This window comes from Amycolatopsis sp. CA-126428 (assembly GCF_002904335.1).
Lineage (GTDB): Bacteria > Actinomycetota > Actinomycetes > Mycobacteriales > Pseudonocardiaceae > Amycolatopsis.
Genome location: NZ_PPHF01000094.1, coordinates 17,001 through 32,485, shown reverse-complemented (window position 1 = coordinate 32,485; position 15,485 = coordinate 17,001). Strand labels below are relative to the sequence as shown.

Below are 15,485 nucleotides of genomic sequence, written 5' to 3'. Positions count from 1 at the left end.
ATGAGCCGGGAAGACCTGCACCGCGAGGACCCGGACCGGTTGTACACCGTCACCGGCGGGCGCAGCCGTGCGAACGAAAGCGCTCTGGACCTCGTGACGCTGATCGTGAGCGAAGGCGATCCGGTTCCGGGCATGCAGTCCGAGCACGTCAAGATCCTGCGGATGTGCCGGCACCCGACGGCGATGGTGGAGGTCTCCTCGGAGCTCGGCCTGCCGGTGAGCGTCGTGAAGATCCTGTTGTGCGACCTGCTCGACACCGGCCGGATCACCGCCCGCCACCCGTCGTCGGCTCCCGACGACGCCCGTCTGCCCGATCTCGAAACCCTGAAGCAGGTGCTTGTTGGACTCAAGAAGCTCTGAGCAAGACGCCCGTACGCCGCTGCCGAGCACCGCCAGGGACGGGCTGAAGATCGTGATCGTCGGCGGGTTCGGGGTGGGCAAGACGACCATGGTCCGTTCGGTCAGCGAAATCCGCCCGCTGAGCACCGAGGAAACCATGACGCAGGCGGGCGTCGGGATCGACGACGGCGCCTCGCACGGCAAGACCACCACCACGGTCGCGTTCGACTTCGGGCGGATCACCCTCAACGAGCACATGGTGCTGTACCTGTTCGGCGCGCCGGGCCAAGAGCGGTTCTGGTTCCTCTGGGACCGCCTGTTCGCCGGCACCCTGGGCGCCGTCGTGCTGGTGGACACCCGCCGGCTGGCCGATTCCTGGTACTCCATCGACCGCCTCGAACACCACGGGACGCCGTTCATCGTGGCGCGCAACAACTTCGGCCGGCCGGAACACACCCTGGACCAGGTGCGGCAGGCCCTCGACCTGTCCCCGCACGTCCCGCTGATCGACTGCGACGCCCGGCGGCGCGACTCCGGCAAGACCGTCCTGCTCACCCTCGTCAACCACCTCTTCGCCCTGTCCTCCGCCCGGGAGACCGCGTCATGACCACGCCCCAGCCCGCCCTCGCCACGCCGTTGTACGGGCCGCGATTCCAGCAGAAGTCCGCCGACCTCTACGCGGAGCTGCGGCGGGCGCACGGGCCGGTGGCCCCGGTCCTGCTCGACGGCGACCTGCCGGCGTGGCTGGTCCTGGGCTACCGAGAGGTGCAGCACGTCGTGAGCAATCCGGAGGTCTTCGGGCGCGACTCCCGGCGCTGGAACGCCTGGGACCGGGTGCCGCCGGACTGGCCGTTGCTCCCGCTCCTCGGCTACCAGCCGACGATGATGTTCGCCGAGGGCGCCGAGCACCGGCGGCGGGCCGAGGCGCTCGACGAAGCGCTCGGCGCCGTCGACCAGTTCGACCTGGGCGCGCGGGCCCAGCAGGTGGCCGACGAGCTCATCGACGCCTTCGCCGGCTCCGGCGAGGCGGACCTGATCACGCAGTACGCCGACGGGATACCGCTGCCCGTCGTCGCCCGGATGATCGGCGTGCCGGCCGCGGAAACCGGCGACCTGGTCCGTGACGTCTACCGGACGCACGCCGCCGGCGAGGGCGCGAACGAGGCTTACGCGCGCGTCCGGGACAAGGTGCGGCGAATGGTCGAGTCCAAGCGGCGCGATCCCGGACCCGACGTCACGTCGCGGCTGCTGGCCCACCCGGCCGCGCTCGCCGGCGAGGAGATCACCGAGGACCTGCTCCACCTGATGAACGCGGGGCAGCTGCCCACCGCGTACTGGATCGGCAACACCCTGCGGCTGATGCTCACCGACGACCGCTTCGCGATGACGTTGTCCGGCGGCCGTCGCAGCGTCGGCCAGGCGCTGAACGAGGTGCTCTGGGAGGACACACCCACCCAGAACTTCCCGGGCCGGTTCGCCGTCCACGACCTCCGGCTGGGCGGCCGGCAGATCCGCCAGGGCGACCTGCTCATCCTCGGCCTCGCCGCGGCCAACCAGGACCCGCTCGTCCGCCCGGTCCCGCAGGCGTCGACCGGCAACCAGGCGTACATGTCGTTCAGCCACGGCGAACACCGGTGTCCGTACGCGGCCCAGGAGATCGCCAAGGTCATCGCCGAGGCCGCGATCGAAGTCCTGCTCGACCGCCTCCCGGACGTGGTGCTGGCGGTGCCGCCCGACACGCTGGAGTGGCGGCCGTCGCCGCTGTTCCGCGGCCTGGCGGCGTTGCCGGTGAAGTTCACTTTGGCCTGGTGACCCCGGACGGGCCGCCAGGCTTTCGATCGCATGCGCAACCGGGCCCGAACCCGGTCAGGGCTGCACGAACGCGGTGAGCTTCTCGCCCGGCCGCCCGAAGGTGCAGGTCGCCGCGCGTACGCCGGCGATCCAGGATTCGCGGGTCGGGAGGTGCACGAAGAACTCGAGTCCCGACGGCGGGGTGCCCGTCGTGAAGTAGGCCGCCGCCGCGATCCGGCAGGTGGTCAGCGCCGGTTCGCGAATCGCTTCGAGGCCCGGGTAGGCATCAGCGGTCTCGCCCACGTCGATGCGGTCGAAAATCTGTTCGTCGTGCGGTTTGTCGCACGGGATCCGGGTGACGTGTTCGCCGTCGGCGCCGGAGTCGAAGCAGTCGCCCGTACCCAGGGCGTGGATGGAGTCCTTGCCGTCGGAGGCCAGCTGCGCGAGCGTGGCAACCGGGTGCGCGAACAGCACGGGCGCGACCTTCACCACGCCGACGCCCAGCCAGAGCACGCTGAGCGCGAGGCCGGCCACCGCCAGCCCGCGCCCCGATCGGTTGGTGCGGACGAGCGCACGGATGCCGAACAGCACGGCGAGCGGCACCAGGCCGACGAGGCCGCAGAGGAACGACGCGATCGCGAACCCGTCGGTCCGCTCGGTGGAGCCCACGGGGCCGTGGACCGTCGTCTGGTCGTGGCTGGACAGCGTCGAACGCGTTTCGTCGAACAAGGTTCCCCCTCCGGAATCCCCCGACCCGGCGGAGAAGATCCTACCGAGCCTGTGCGGTCAGGCAGTGCTGCACCAGCGGACCGAACCTGTCGGCCAGTTCGTCGACGGAGGCGGACGCGATCGGTTCGATCCGCATGATGTACCTCGCCACCGTGAGACCGAGGATCTGGACGTTGACCATGGCGGCCCGCAGCGCGGCGTCCGGCGTGCCGAGCAGCGCGGCCAGCCTGTCGGTGATTTCGCGGTCGATGAATTCGCGCAGCAGCTCTTGGGACTGGGCGTCGCTCGGCGCCGATCTGGTCAGCATCACGAGCGGGGTGCGGCCGGACTTGTCGAGGTTCTCCACCAGGGTCCGGATGATGCGCTCGCCGATGGTGTCGAGGTCGCCGGCGAAGATCGACTCGATGGCCGGCGGGACGTTTTCGGACATCTCGACAGCGGCGCCGAACAGGCCCTGCTTGGTGCCGAAGAAGTAGAACACCATTGCCGGGTCGACCCCCGCCGCGGTGGCGATCGCGCGCACGGTCGTGGCGCGGTAACCGTGCTCGCCGAACAGTTCACGCGCGGTCTGCAGGATCCGCTGCTTGCTCTCCGCGCCGGACCGCCAGCGTCCGGGGCGGCCGTGGGTGCCGTCTTCCGTCATGACCACCGAAGCCTAGCACCATTTCTTCATCGGCCGGTGGAGTTTTGCGCGGACTCGCCGTAGCGTGTTCTTCATCAAGTGGTGAAGAAAGGCTGGGGACATGAGAGTGATCGTGATCGGCGCGGGCCTCGGTGGGCTGACGCTGGCCCACGGGCTCCGCCGGGCGGGCATCGACGTCGCGGTGCACGAGCGGGATGGCGCGCAGGGACGTCGGCAGGGGGTGAGCCTGCACCTCGACGACCGGGGCGCGGCGGCGCTGCGGGCGTGCCTGCCTCCAGCGCACGTCGCGATGGCGGAAGCCACCACGGGCGGGCCGCGCGAGCAGACCCTCACACTGTCCGAAGTGGACGGAGAGCTGACCGTCGTGGGTACCCGGCCGTCCGACGGTTCGGCCGGCCGGGCGCGGCCCGGCCGGCAGGTCCACCGGCCGTTGCTCCGGGCGGTGCTGCTGACCGGACTGGACGACGTGGTCCGGTTCGGAGCCGGGTTCACGCGGTTCGAGCGGCGCGCCGACGGCACGGTCCGGGCCTTCTTCGCCGACGGCGGCACGGATACCGGGGACGTCCTGGTCGGCGCGGACGGAATCGGTTCGGCGGTGCGCCGCCGCTACTTGCCGGACGTGCGGGTGGCCGACACGGGACGACGCATGGTCATGGGGGCGACGCCGCTGCGCGCGGTGGCCGGCACCGGGTTGCCGGCGCTGGTCGGCGACAGCCCGGCCACCGCGAGTGCGGGCGGCACGATGATGGCGCTGGGTGTGCTGCGGTTCACCCGGCGGCCGGTGACCGCGCGGGAGGAGTTGTTGCCCGCGTTGAGTTCTCGCGCGGTCGTGGACATCGAGGACTACGTGATGTGGGCGTTGCCCTGCACACAAGAGCGGCTCGGCTCACCGGCCTCGGTGTGGCACCAGGCTCAGGAGCTGGCCGCGGACCTGCACCCGACGCTGCGGCTGATCGTCGCCGAGGCCTGGCCGGACGTCACGGCCGCGCTCCGGATCGGGACGATCCCGCCGATGCCCGCGTGGCCCGCCAGCCCGGTGACGGTCCTCGGCGACGCCATCCACCTGGCCCCGGGTTTCGGTGGCAACGTGGCGATGCGGGACGCGCACCGCCTCGGCGAGGCGCTGGCCGACGCGGACCGGGGCCGGCTCGGCCTGCTCGAGGCGATCGGCGCCTACGAAGAAACCATGCGCCGCACCAGCTTCACGCCCGTCGCGGCGAAGGCGAGCGCATGAGCCTCGACGTGCTGACCCGGAAGTCCCTGTCGGTGTTCGACGCGGTGGGCGGTTGGCGCACGGTCGCCGAGGGCGTCGCGTCCCGGGTGGTGTTCCTGGTCGCCTCCCTGCTGACCGGCGAGGTGTGGACCTCCGCGCTGATCGCCGTCGGCGCGGTGGCGGTGCTCGCGGCCGTGCGCGTGTGGACCGACCGGCGCTACTGGTCGGCGGCGATCGGGCTGGCCATCGTCGGGGGCTCCGCCTTGCTGGCCGGGGCCACCGGGCAGGCGATCGACTTCTACCTTCCGGCCGTGGTGATCCAGGCGGCCCAGGGAGCGGTTTTCCTGCTGTCGATGCTGGTGCGGTGGCCGGTGGTCGGGGTGGTGCTGGGGGTGGTTCGCCGCGACCGGTCCGGCTGGCGGCGCGACCCGGCAGCACGGCGGCGCCACCAGCTGTGCACGGCGGTGTTCGTGGTGAAGTGCGCCATCGCGACGGCGGTGCAGCTGCCGCTGTACGTGGCCGGGCAGACCACCGCACTCGGCGTCGCCGCCACGCTGCTGGGAGGCGCGCCCTCGGCCGGTGTCTGCCTGTACCTGTGCTGGCGGATACTCCGCGAAGACCCGCACGCGCAGGCCGATTTCGCCGCTCGCGGGCAGGGCCGTCGTCGTTGACCAGGCTTTCGTGTCTCAGGCCTTCGAGCGCGGGCGCGCGACGGCTCGGCCTACCGCAGTGATGCCGCCGGCGGCGGAAAGTGCGCCAGGCACCCAGTCAGCCGCAACGCGCTCGGGTGAAACGAGTGCCGCGGCGAACGCCGGAGGCTGCCACCTTCCCGTGGCGGGCGCCGGCGTCGTCGAGCTGGCACGGCGTTCGTCCCCGATGGGCTGTCCGGTGGTGGCAGGTCAGGTTCGGCGGGCCGTGGCGAGCAGGGTGAGTGCGGCCTGGAGTGCGAGTTCGCCCGCGCGGGTGGAGTCGTGGTGGTCGGCCACGACGGTGGCGCCCTCGACGAGGATGAGCAGTTGCTGTCCGAGCCGGCCGGGGTCGGCGGCTCCGGCACGGCCGGCGATTCCGGTGAGCAGTTCGAGGTAGCGGCCGAGGTGGCGGGTGGTGATGGTCCGGACGGTGCCGGTGTGGTGCTGGGCGGCGGCGTTGAGGAGCGCGCAGCCGCGGAAAGCCGGCTCGTCGTACCACCCCTGAAGCGTGTCGAACAGGGCGGTGAGCTGGTCGGCGGGGTCGTCTCCGGCTGCCTCGACGGCGTCGGTCAGCCAGCGGACGACCCGGTCACTCCGTGCTTCGAGCATCGCTTGGACGAGTCCGTCCTTGCTGCCGAAGTGCCGGTAGAGCGTCTCCTTGGACACGCCGAGGCGGGCGCACAGTTCGGCCACGCCGATGCCGTCGAGCCCGCGTTCGTACAGCACCTGGGTGGCCGCGTGCAGGATCGTCGCGCGGGTGCGCTCCGGGTCGATGGTCGTGCCTTTGGCAACGGGCATGACCTGATCGTACCGATCGGTTCGATCCTTGTGCTAGCGTCCGGATAGAACTGATCGGTTCGATCTGGGGGGTGCGCATGACAGCGACGGGGCGGGCCGTGCGGCTGGCGCTCGGAACCGCGTCCGCGCTGGGACTGGCGCGGTTCGCGTACGGGCTGCTCGTGCCGGCCATGCGGGACGACCTGGGCTGGACGTTGGCCGACGCGGGGGTGATCAGCGCCGCGAACGGGCTGGGTTACCTGGTCGGCGCGGCGGTGGCGGGGGCTCTGGTGCGCCGTTGGGGCACTGCCGCGGTGTTCCGCTGGGGCATGGTCGTCACCGCGTTGGCGTTGGCGGGTACGGCGGCGGGTGACGATTTCGTGGTGCTGCCGGCGGTCCGCGCCGTGGCTGGGGCGAGCGGGGCGGTGGTGTTCGTCGCGGGTGGCGTGATCGCGGCCCGGATCGCCGCGCGTGCCGGGTCCAGCGTGCCGATCACGGTGTACTTCGCGGGCACGGGCCTGGGGATAGTCCTCAGCGGTGCGACCATCCCGGTTCTGGGTGATCACTGGCAGGCGGCGTGGGCCGGTCTGGGTGCCGCGGCCGGGTTGGCCACGCTGATCAGCTGGACGGCGGCGGGAACCGGCGAGGAGCTGCCGGCCGGTGAGGCCGGCCGAGCACGGGTGCGTCCCCTGTGGCGGGTCGCCGTGGCGTACTTCCTCTTCGCCGCCGGGTACATCACCTACATCACTTTCCTGTCCGTCTACCTGGCCGAACGGCACGCACCGGTGATGCGGGTGGTCCTCACGTGGACGGCGCTGGGCGCCGCGGTCGTGGTCGCCCCGGTCCTGTGGAGCCGCCCGATCACCCGCTGGCCCGGCACCCGCGCCCTGGCCGTCGTGCTCGGCGTGCTGGCCGGCGGCGCGACGCTGGCGCTGCTGTCGCCCTCACCCGCGGTCGTGATCGCCTCCGCGGTCGCCTACGGGGTGACCTTCATGGCGGTCCCCGCGGCCGTCACCGCCCACATCCGGACAGCCGTTCCGCCCGCCGGCTGGACCGCCACGCTGGCCGCGTTCACCATGCTCTTCGCCACCGGGCAGACCGTGGGCCCGTGGCTGGCCGGCATCCTCGCCGACCACACCTCGGCCGCCGCACCCCTGGCCTGGACCGCCGTTCTGTGCGCCGCCGCGGCGGCACTGGCGGCGGCCCGGCCCGCTGCACCGCGAAACTCGACGCCGAAATCCGCTGAACCCCCACCCGACAACCAAAACGGAGCACGGTCATGGCCACCTTCGTCCTCGTCCCCGGCATGTGCCACGGCGGCTGGTCTTTCGCCGAACTGACCGAGCAACTCCGCGGGCACGGCCACCGCGTCCACCCCCTGACGCTGACCGGGGTGGGCGAACGCAGCCACCTCCTGCACGGCGGGGTCAACCTCGACACGCACATCGAGGACGTGACCGCCCTGCTGGCGGCCGAGAAGATCCACGACGCCGTGCTGGTCGGCCACAGCTACGGCGGAATGGTCATCACCGGCGCCGCCGACCGCCGGCCCGAGCGCGTGGACTGCCTGGTGTACCTCGACGCCGTCGTGCCCGCGCACGGAGATTCCTGCTGGGCGCTGGTTTCCGACCAGGAACGTAGCTGGTACCTCGACGTCGTGGACAACGGCTACGCCACACGCCCCCTGCCGTTCTTCGACCCGCGAGCCACCCCGCACCCGCTCGCCTCCCTGCTCCAGCCGCTCCGCCTCTCCGGCGACGGCACCGGCTTCCGGCGCCGGGACTACGTCTACGCCGCCGCCTGGGACGGCCAGTCACCCTTCACGCCCATCTACGAGCGCCTTCGCGCGGACCCCGCATGGACCACCCACGCACTCGACAGCGGCCACAACCTCATGCGTGACGCGCCGGCCGAGCTGCTGAAGATCCTGCTCGACGCCGCTCAGCCGTCGACTGTGGACAGACCATGACCACCGGCGACAGGTCGTCACCACCTGCCCCGGTGTTGGCCGATCCGCAAGGGCAGTCAGCCGCTGACCTTGAGGCCCCCGGCGCGCTCCTTGGCCTGCCGCAACTCCTCCTCGGACAACCCTCGGTCGGTTTCCACGACGGCCACCGTCTCGGCACCGGACTCGGCCAGGTCCTGGCCGGTGACCTTGAGCCGCCCGTCCGGCGTCAGTTCGAAGGTGACGTCGACCGGCGACCCGCTCGGCAATCCGTCGCACAGCGGCAGGACGGCGAGACCGATGGCGCGGCCGTGTTCGAGCGGCACGGTGCGGTCCCGCTGACCGTTCTCCATGACGCGGATGTCGACCCGCGGCTGGTCCACCTCGACCGTGGCGTAGGTCTGGCTCTTGGTCACCGGTACGGGCTCCTGGGCCAGCACCAGGTTGGAGATGACCTCCCGTTCCGTGCCGTCGACCCTGTCCAGCACAACGATGCCGAAGCTCTTGCTGGCCACGTTGGTCACGGTCATCCGGTCGATCTTCTTCACGGCCTCCATGACCAGACCGGCCCGCGTGGCCACGTTCTCGACGGCCTGCTGGTACACCTCCGCGGACACGCTGTCCTTGTCCACCGGCGTGTTCTGCTTCCCGGTGAGTTCGCCGATCTCGGTCCGGATCACCTCACCGAGCTTGAGCTTCTGCGCGTAGATCGCGGCACCCTTGGCGACGGACTGGTCGGGGTCGTGCATCACCGGCGTGACGGTGAACTCCCGGTTGAGCCGCGCGGCGACCTGCGGCATCCTCGTCGAGCCACCGACCAGCAGCAGCTTGTCGAACGAGCCGCCGCCGAGTTCCCCGCCGACCGCCAGCACGGCCTTGGTGAACTCGACGGTGCGCTCCAGCAAGTGGGCGGTGAGCTCGTCGAACTTCTCCCTGGTCAGGGTCACGGCGACGCGCTGCCCGCCGTGACTGACCGTGATCCGGGTCTCCGACCGCGTGCTCAGCGCCCGTTTCCCGTCCTCCGCGCGCTGCCACAGATCCTGCAGGGTCTCCTCGGAATCCTTCGGGTCGTCCGGCGAACCCGTCTCCTGCTGCCACTGCCCGGCGAGGTAGTCCACGACGGCCTCGTCCCAGTCCCGCCCGCCGAGCAGGTGATCGCCGTCGGTCGCGACGACCCGCACCGATCCGTCCTTGATCTCGATCAGCGTCACGTCGAAGGTGCCGCCGCCGAGGTCGTAGACCAGCACGGTCTGGTCGCCGTCGGCGTGCACGCCGTAGGAGATCGCCGCCGCGGTGGGCTCGTTGATCACCTCGAGCACCTTCAGGCCGGCGATCTCACCGGCCTTGGCGGTCGCCTCGCGTTCGGCGATGCCGAAGTACGCGGGGCAGGTGATCACCACTTCCCGCACCGGCAGGCCGAGCATCTCCTTCGTGTCGCCGGCGAGCTTGCGCAGGACATAGGACGAGATCTCTTCGGCGGTGTAGTCCTGTCCCTCGTAGCTGAACCGCCAGTCGGCAACACCCATCTGCCGCTTGACCATGGCCACGACGCGGTCGGTGTACATCACGGCGGCGTTCTTCGCCTCCTTGCCGACCACCCGGTCCGCGCCCTCGAAGAGCACGACCGACGGCGTCGTCAGGTCTCCCTCCGCGTTGGTCACGAGGGCGGGCCGCCCGGACGCCTCGTCGATGTAGGCGATGCAGGAGTGCGTGGTGCCGAGGTCGATGCCGAATACCGTGTTGTCGTCCACTTCATTCCCCTCCGACGGCCGGCACCGTCGCCACGTTTTCTTTTGCATTCGAGGTATGACGGTAGGTCGCTACCCACTCCGGGCGCAGCACCTTGCCGTTGTCGTATTCGAAACCGACCCGGATCCGGCGCTGCACGCGCCGATCCAGCGTCTCATCGCTCGTGGCGACCGTGCGGATGACCCGTTGTCGTGCCGTGTCGACCTCGTCCGAACCGACAGAGTAACTGGACACGCCGTTGCGCGACAGCGTTTCCAGCACGGATTCCCGGAAAGAGTCGAGTTCGGCCGCGGCATTGTCCAGGCTCAGCGCGTCGACCAGGTCGTCGTGCATCGCGATGAGGTCGGCGAACACCGGTTGGAGCAGTCGCAGGTGCAAGCCGGCACGAAAACCCTGAAGTTCCTCGTGCATGCTGACGATCATTCGTTCCTTGACCTCGTCGTAGCGGATCTTGGCGGCGAAGTCCGCGCGTAACGCGGCCACCTCTTCGGCCAGTCGCTCGACGAGCCCGGTCGGATCGGGGTTTTCGGCAATCGGTTCGCGCGATTCTTCCCCGGAAAGGTGTTCACCGGGCGGCGGCAACTCCCCGGCGTCATCGGCTTCCACGGCATCCGGATCCGCCGAACGTCGCTCGTCCTCGGTCGGCACACTACCTCCCAGTAACTTGGCCGAACCACTGAGCCATCTTTCTGTGTCCGATAGGTTACCGTGGTCCGGGGCACAGTCGAGGCGGGGAGGCGGCGTTGACCGAGGTCGTGGGAATTGATCTTGGCACGACCTATTCCGCGGTGGCCCATCTCGGCGACGACGGAAATCCCGAAGTCATCCCGGACGAGGCCGGCCGCCTGTTGGTGCCGTCGGTCGTCAGCTTCGCGAATGACCCGCCGGTGGTCGGCGCCCTGGCGAAGATCGCGCAGGCCGACGGCGAAACCGAGGTGGCGGCCGCGTTCAAACGGCACCTGGGCGACCCGCGTTTCGTGCTCTCGTTTCGCGACCAGGAGTTCGACGCGACCGATTTGTCGACCTTGGTGCTGGCAAAACTCAAGGCACAGGCGGAGGCGTTCCTCGGCAAACGGGTGAAACGCGCGGTCATCACGGTGCCCGCGTACTTCACCCACCCGGAGCGGACCGCCGCGATAACCGCGGGCCGGCGGGCCGGATTCGAGGTGCTGCGGGTCATCAGCGAGCCGACGGCGGCGGCCATCGCCTACGGATTCCGCGCGGCGCCGCAGCAGCGCACTTTGCTGGTGTACGACCTCGGCGGCGGCACCTTCGACGTTTCCCTCGTGCGAATAACGGGTGACGAAATGCGCGTGCTCGGCACCGATGGCGATCACCGGCTCGGCGGTGCGGACTGGGACGGCCGCATCGTCTCCCACGTGCACCACCTGTTCGCCGAGGAATTCGGCGTCGAGATCGGCGTGGACGACGCGCTCACCCTGCTGGCCCGCGCGGAACAGCTCAAACACACGCTCTCCGCCCGGCAGCAGGGCGACATCCTGCTCGACTTCGCCGGGCACACCGCGCGCTACCAGGTGACCAGGGAGAAGTTCGAGGACTTGACCCGGGACCTGCTCGACCGGACCGAGCAGCTGACCCGGCAGGTGGTCGCGGACGCGGGCCTCGGCTGGGACCGGATCGACGGCGTCATCCCGATCGGTGGCTCGACCCGCATGCCCATGGTGCGGGAGTGCGTGGCCCGGCTCTCCGGACACCAGCCGCTCGGCGGGGTGCACCCGGACCAGGCCGTGGCGATCGGCGCCGCGATCGACGCGGCCACCGGGACGCCGGCACCGCACGGGCTCGCCGTGGCCGAGGGTTCCGGCGGCAGGGTCGGGATCCGGCTCACCCAGGACGTGATCGCGCACAGCCTCGGCATGATCGCCGAAAACGCCACCGGCTCCCGGTACGTCAACAGTGTGCTGATCAGGAAGAACCTGCCGATCCCGGCGCGGGAGAGCCGCCCTTACCAGTTCCACCTGCAGGACAACGGAGAGAACCTGCTGGAGGTGTTCCTGACCCAGGGCGAGACCGACCATCCGGAGGACTGCGCCTACCTCGGCCGCTACGTGGTCACCGGGTTCGGACCGGGTACCGGGGGCACGGTCGTGGACATCGAATACGCCTACGACAGCAGCGGCGTCGTGCAGGTCTCGGCGACCGACCGGACCACGACCCGGCCGCTGCTGGTCACCGTCGACGCGGTGCCGCCGGACGTGCCGGAGCGATTCGCCGGCCGGCCGAGCGGCGCCGGCAAGCGCGGTCACACCACGGTGTACCTGGCGTTCGACCTGTCCGGCAGCATGGCCGGTGATCCGCTGGCCGAGGCGCAGCGGGCCGCGCACGCCTTCGTGGGCCAGTGCGACCTGAGCAACACCTCGATCGGGCTGATCGGGTTCTCCGACCGGGTGCTGGTCTGCCAGACCGCGACCCAGAACGCCGGGGCCATCGGCCGGGCGATCGAGGGCCTCGACGTGGGCACGACCGGGTACGGGAACCGCGCGCACCCGTTCGACGCGCTGTACGACGACCTGGTCGACGCACCCGGCGCCCGGTACGCGATCGTCCTCGCCGACGGCCGGTGGGCGGAACAGGATCGGGTGATCCCCCGGGCCGCCCGGTGCCACACGGCCGGCATCGAGTGCCTCTCGATCGGTTTCGGCTCGGCCGACCGGGAGTTCCTGAGCCGGATCGCCTCGTCGTCCGAGCAGAGCCTGTTCACCGACCTGCACCGGCTGACCGAGTCGTTCACCACCATCGCCCGGGAACTGGCCGAGGGCCGTGGCGGTCACATCAGGGATCTGACGCCACGGTACGCGTGAGGTGGGGGAACGCCGTCATGGCCAACAGCAACCGTCCGAACTACTTCCTGCTGCTCGACATCGACCCCGGCGCCCGCTGGACCGGGGCGGTGTTCGAAACGCGACTGCGCGCCAAGCGCAGCGAGTGGAGCAAGCTCGTCCTCAACGGCGTGAAGAACAGCCGGAAAGTGATGGACGCGCAGTGGGCGATCAACCACACCGACGACATCAAGCGGGTCATGGTCGATCCGGTGCTGCGCGAGCAGGAGCACGCCGACGCGCGGAGACGGCTGGAAGACGAGCGCGAGCGGCTGCGCGTCGCCTTCGAACACGACCTGCGCATCATGATGAGCAAGGGTTTCCTGTGGGACGCCGAGCGGACCGCCCTGCGCCGGAACTATCCGGATCTGCTCCGGGATCCGGACGTCGCGCACCGGCTCGACGGCATGCCGACGCGCGAATTCGCGCAGCAGCACAGCGTCCCCGAGGGGCTCGACCAGTCCAAGGCGGTCCGGATCCGGAGCCTGCTCGACTCGCTCGGCGCCGATTCCCTCTACACCCTGCTGGCGGGGGTCGATCCGGGCGTCGATGCGCGGTCGCCGTCCGAACGCCTCGCCGCCGCCGCCAAGACGCTGTACCAGCAAACCCAGCTGAACATGAACAAGCAGGACCAGAAGCTGGTGGCACGGCAGGAACTCGCCGGCCACGCGATGCAGGTCTTCGGCTCCGCCAAGGATCGGGGCCGCTACGACACCACCTTGGCCCTGGCGCCGGTGAACGCCCTGATCAAGAAGTACCGGTCGGCGCTCGCCGCCACCGAGCGGTTCGAACCCGGCCAGGTCGACCGCTTTCTCGCCGAGGCGAAGGCGGTCGGTGCGGAAACCAAGACCGCGCTGGCCATGCTGCTCGAGCACTTCAAGCCGACGAAATGGCTGGTGTCGCTCCCGGCCGGCAGCGCCGAGGCGTCCGAGCAAGATCGGACGCGGTGCGGAGCGTGTGAGACGTGGAACGACGCGGAGAACCAGTTCTGCGTGGTGTGCGGCGTCCGGCTGCGGATCACTTGCCCGAAGTGCGAGCGCACGGTGCCCGGGCACGCCTCCTGCGGTCAGTGCGGCTTTCCCGTCGGCGACTACGACTGGGTGTCCCTGCTGGCCCGGGAATGCCTGGAGTTGTGCGAACAGCAGGATCTCGCCGGCGCCGAAGAGAAACTGGCCACGGCCAGGCAGGCCTGGCCGTCCGAGGGCACGGACGAACCGGCGGTGCAGCTGAAGCGATGCCGGGAGCAGGTGGCGGGACTGCGCCGGCAGCGCGCTGCTCAGGACGAGAGCACGGCCCGTCAGCTGCGCACGCTGGCCGAGCAGCGCAACTACCACGCGGTCCTCAACAAAGCCACCCACGCGCCCGCGACTGTCCAGGACCACGAGCGCTTCATCCGCGAGGCGACAGAGCACATCGACGACGCCGACCGTTTCTGCGATCTCGCCGAGCGGACGGCGAGCACGTCGGAGCAGCTGGACCACTACACACAGGCGTTGGCGCGTTGCGCCGACCACAAACGGGCGATCCGGGCGGTCAACGCACTGCCACCGGAACCGCCGCGGGACCTCCGGGCCGAATCCACCGGCACCACGATCCGCCTGGTCTGGACGCCGTCGAGCTCGGACAACGTCCGGTACGTGGTCGTCCGCAAGTCCGGCGCCGTGCCGCCGGCTTCGGTCGCCGACGGCCTCCGGCTCACCACGGTGCGCCGGACCACCTATGACGACCGGACCCCGGAAACGGGCCTGCCGCTGCACTACGCGGTGTTCGCCCAGCGCGCGACCGGAGTCGCGTCGGAGCACGCGGCGGTGACGACCGAGCCGGTGTTGGTGGCCGGCGAGGTCACCATCACTTCGCAGCGTGTGGACGACGGCGTGGTGGAACTCGCGTGGCAGTTGCCGATCCACGCCGGCGGGGCGGTCGTCCAGCGCACCGCGGACGGGAAGACGTCGGACGTCGAGACGCCGGAACCGACCCGGCTGCGCGACGAGGGGCTCGTCAACGGCGTGTCCCACACCTACACCCTGCGAGCCCGCTATCCGGCCCCGGACGGTGCCGATCACCGGTCCGCCGGCGTCTCCGTGTCCCTGATTCCCGGCCGGCCGCCGGCGCTGCCCGGGCCGGTCCACGTTCGAACGGTGACCCGCAACCTGGGCCTGTGCTACCGGCTGGTGGACCTGCTGCCCCAAGGCGCGGCGCCGGGCGCGGCCACCATCTTGTGGACCCAGCAGCGGCCGCGGATCCGGGCCGGCGAGCAGTATCCCGTCACCGAGTTGGGCCGGCACGGCTCGCTGCTCACCGAGGCCGCCGCTCAAGGCTTCGCCCTGCCGCGCGCCGGCCTGTACTACTTCGCCCAGGTCGTGATCCAGCACGGCGTCGGCTACGTCGGTGAGATCCGCCGCTACGCGGCGCAGGACGAGGTCGGGGAGCTCGCCGCGCGGGACCTCGGGGACACCGTTCGCCTCACTTGGAAGTGGCCGGACGAGTGCACCGCGGCGCTCGTGACCTACGACCACGACGACTGGCCGCCGGATCCGGCGGTCGCGCCCCACAGCGTGCTGGTGGACCGGGTCGGCATCGACCGGACCGGTTGGCTCGACGTCGCCGGCACCACACCGGACCGCGAGCAGAAGTTCCACTTCGTCGTCGCGTCGGCGAGTGTCGAGGACGGCGAGGTCTTCGTCGCCACCGGGTCGCGGTGTGCCGCCGAGTTGACGCCCAGGAAGGGGGGACGGCGTCAGCCGCGACGGCGGAAGGGGCGCTGAGCCGG

General features: G+C 70.6%; 14 protein-coding genes. 9 read left to right on the top strand and 5 right to left on the bottom strand.

The annotated features are described in order from the left end of the window. The 3 genes from C2L58_RS24715 to C2L58_RS24705 are packed head-to-tail and all read left to right on the top strand — an operon-like array spanning window position 1 to window position 2,151. A complete protein-coding gene (locus C2L58_RS24715) occupies window positions 1-360 on the top strand; it encodes a DUF742 domain-containing protein (RefSeq protein ID WP_103339989.1) in 360 nt (119 codons plus the stop codon). A 52-nt stretch (window positions 361-412) separates the two neighbouring features. Then, the gene (locus tag C2L58_RS24710; RefSeq protein ID WP_013223335.1) at window positions 413-946 is read left to right on the top strand and encodes a GTP-binding protein; all 534 of its coding nucleotides are present in this window, start codon (window positions 413-415) and stop codon (window positions 944-946) included. After that, a complete protein-coding gene (locus tag C2L58_RS24705; RefSeq protein ID WP_103339988.1) occupies window positions 943-2,151 on the top strand; it encodes a cytochrome P450 in 1,209 nt (402 codons plus the stop codon). The genes C2L58_RS24710 and C2L58_RS24705 overlap by 4 nt, the downstream gene beginning before the upstream one ends. A 54-nt stretch (window positions 2,152-2,205) precedes the next feature. Here C2L58_RS24705 and C2L58_RS24700 read toward each other — a convergent pair whose 3' ends face one another. Continuing rightward, window positions 2,206-2,859: a DUF4190 domain-containing protein gene (locus C2L58_RS24700; protein ID WP_103339987.1), complete on the bottom strand. Its 654-nt coding sequence runs from the start codon at window positions 2,857-2,859 to the stop codon at window positions 2,206-2,208. Between the two features lie 40 nt (window positions 2,860-2,899). Then, entirely contained in the window at window positions 2,900-3,502 is a 603-nt protein-coding gene (locus tag C2L58_RS24695; protein WP_103339986.1) for a TetR/AcrR family transcriptional regulator, read from the bottom strand. A gap of 100 nt (window positions 3,503-3,602) precedes the next feature. Here C2L58_RS24695 and C2L58_RS24690 point away from each other — a divergent pair, with 100 nt between their 5' ends. Next, window positions 3,603-4,736 carry an FAD-dependent oxidoreductase gene (locus C2L58_RS24690; RefSeq protein ID WP_233225900.1) on the top strand — a complete coding sequence of 378 codons (1,134 nt, stop codon included), beginning with the start codon at window positions 3,603-3,605 and terminating at the stop codon, window positions 4,734-4,736. After that, window positions 4,733-5,386: a DUF3159 domain-containing protein gene (locus C2L58_RS24685; RefSeq protein WP_103339984.1), complete on the top strand. Its 654-nt coding sequence runs from the start codon at window positions 4,733-4,735 to the stop codon at window positions 5,384-5,386. The genes C2L58_RS24690 and C2L58_RS24685 overlap by 4 nt, the downstream gene beginning before the upstream one ends. A gap of 228 nt (window positions 5,387-5,614) precedes the next feature. Here the strand turns inward: C2L58_RS24685 and C2L58_RS24680 are convergent, their stop codons facing one another. After that, window positions 5,615-6,202, bottom strand: a complete 588-nt coding sequence (locus C2L58_RS24680; RefSeq protein ID WP_103339983.1) for a TetR/AcrR family transcriptional regulator — start codon at window positions 6,200-6,202, stop codon at window positions 5,615-5,617. 77 nt (window positions 6,203-6,279) lie between these two features. Here C2L58_RS24680 and C2L58_RS50615 point away from each other — a divergent pair, with 77 nt between their 5' ends. Then, a complete protein-coding gene (locus tag C2L58_RS50615; RefSeq protein WP_103339982.1) occupies window positions 6,280-7,521 on the top strand; it encodes a YbfB/YjiJ family MFS transporter in 1,242 nt (413 codons plus the stop codon). Then, a complete protein-coding gene (locus C2L58_RS50610) occupies window positions 7,461-8,150 on the top strand; it encodes an alpha/beta fold hydrolase (RefSeq protein ID WP_103339981.1) in 690 nt (229 codons plus the stop codon). The genes C2L58_RS50615 and C2L58_RS50610 overlap by 61 nt, the downstream gene beginning before the upstream one ends. A gap of 56 nt (window positions 8,151-8,206) precedes the next feature. On the opposite strand, the gene C2L58_RS24665 is transcribed toward C2L58_RS50610, so the two are convergent. Together C2L58_RS24665 and C2L58_RS24660 are read right to left on the bottom strand one after the other, a co-directional pair. After that, window positions 8,207-9,877 (bottom strand): Hsp70 family protein, encoded by a 1,671-nt coding sequence (locus C2L58_RS24665; RefSeq protein ID WP_158264164.1) that lies wholly within the window; start codon window positions 9,875-9,877, stop codon window positions 8,207-8,209. A 1-nt stretch (window position 9,878) separates the two neighbouring features. Further along, a complete protein-coding gene (locus C2L58_RS24660) occupies window positions 9,879-10,523 on the bottom strand; it encodes a hypothetical protein (protein WP_146073668.1) in 645 nt (214 codons plus the stop codon). 95 nt (window positions 10,524-10,618) lie between these two features. On the opposite strand from C2L58_RS24660, the gene C2L58_RS24655 reads away from it, so the two are divergent. Together C2L58_RS24655 and C2L58_RS24650 are read left to right on the top strand one after the other, a co-directional pair. After that, window positions 10,619-12,697 (top strand): Hsp70 family protein, encoded by a 2,079-nt coding sequence (locus C2L58_RS24655; RefSeq protein ID WP_103339978.1) that lies wholly within the window; start codon window positions 10,619-10,621, stop codon window positions 12,695-12,697. Between the two features lie 17 nt (window positions 12,698-12,714). Further along, the gene (locus tag C2L58_RS24650) at window positions 12,715-15,480 is read left to right on the top strand and encodes a zinc ribbon domain-containing protein (protein WP_103339977.1); all 2,766 of its coding nucleotides are present in this window, start codon (window positions 12,715-12,717) and stop codon (window positions 15,478-15,480) included. The last annotated feature ends 5 nt before the right edge of the window (window positions 15,481-15,485 follow it).

What these genes read in the sequence shown, in the direction of transcription:
- C2L58_RS24715 (WP_103339989.1), top strand. Translation starts at nt 1, where the DNA reads ATGAGCCGGGAAGACCTGCACCGCGAGGACCCGGACCGGTTGTACACC.
- C2L58_RS24705 (WP_103339988.1), top strand. Translation starts at nt 943, where the DNA reads ATGACCACGCCCCAGCCCGCCCTCGCCACGCCGTTGTACGGGCCGCGA.
- C2L58_RS24695 (WP_103339986.1), bottom strand. Translation starts at nt 3,502, where the DNA reads ATGACGGAAGACGGCACCCACGGCCGCCCCGGACGCTGGCGGTCCGGC.
- C2L58_RS24690 (WP_233225900.1), top strand. Translation starts at nt 3,603, where the DNA reads ATGAGAGTGATCGTGATCGGCGCGGGCCTCGGTGGGCTGACGCTGGCC.
- C2L58_RS24685 (WP_103339984.1), top strand. Translation starts at nt 4,733, where the DNA reads ATGAGCCTCGACGTGCTGACCCGGAAGTCCCTGTCGGTGTTCGACGCG.
- C2L58_RS24680 (WP_103339983.1), bottom strand. Translation starts at nt 6,202, where the DNA reads ATGCCCGTTGCCAAAGGCACGACCATCGACCCGGAGCGCACCCGCGCG.
- C2L58_RS50615 (WP_103339982.1), top strand. Translation starts at nt 6,280, where the DNA reads ATGACAGCGACGGGGCGGGCCGTGCGGCTGGCGCTCGGAACCGCGTCC.
- C2L58_RS50610 (WP_103339981.1), top strand. Translation starts at nt 7,461, where the DNA reads ATGGCCACCTTCGTCCTCGTCCCCGGCATGTGCCACGGCGGCTGGTCT.
- C2L58_RS24650 (WP_103339977.1), top strand. Translation starts at nt 12,715, where the DNA reads ATGGCCAACAGCAACCGTCCGAACTACTTCCTGCTGCTCGACATCGAC.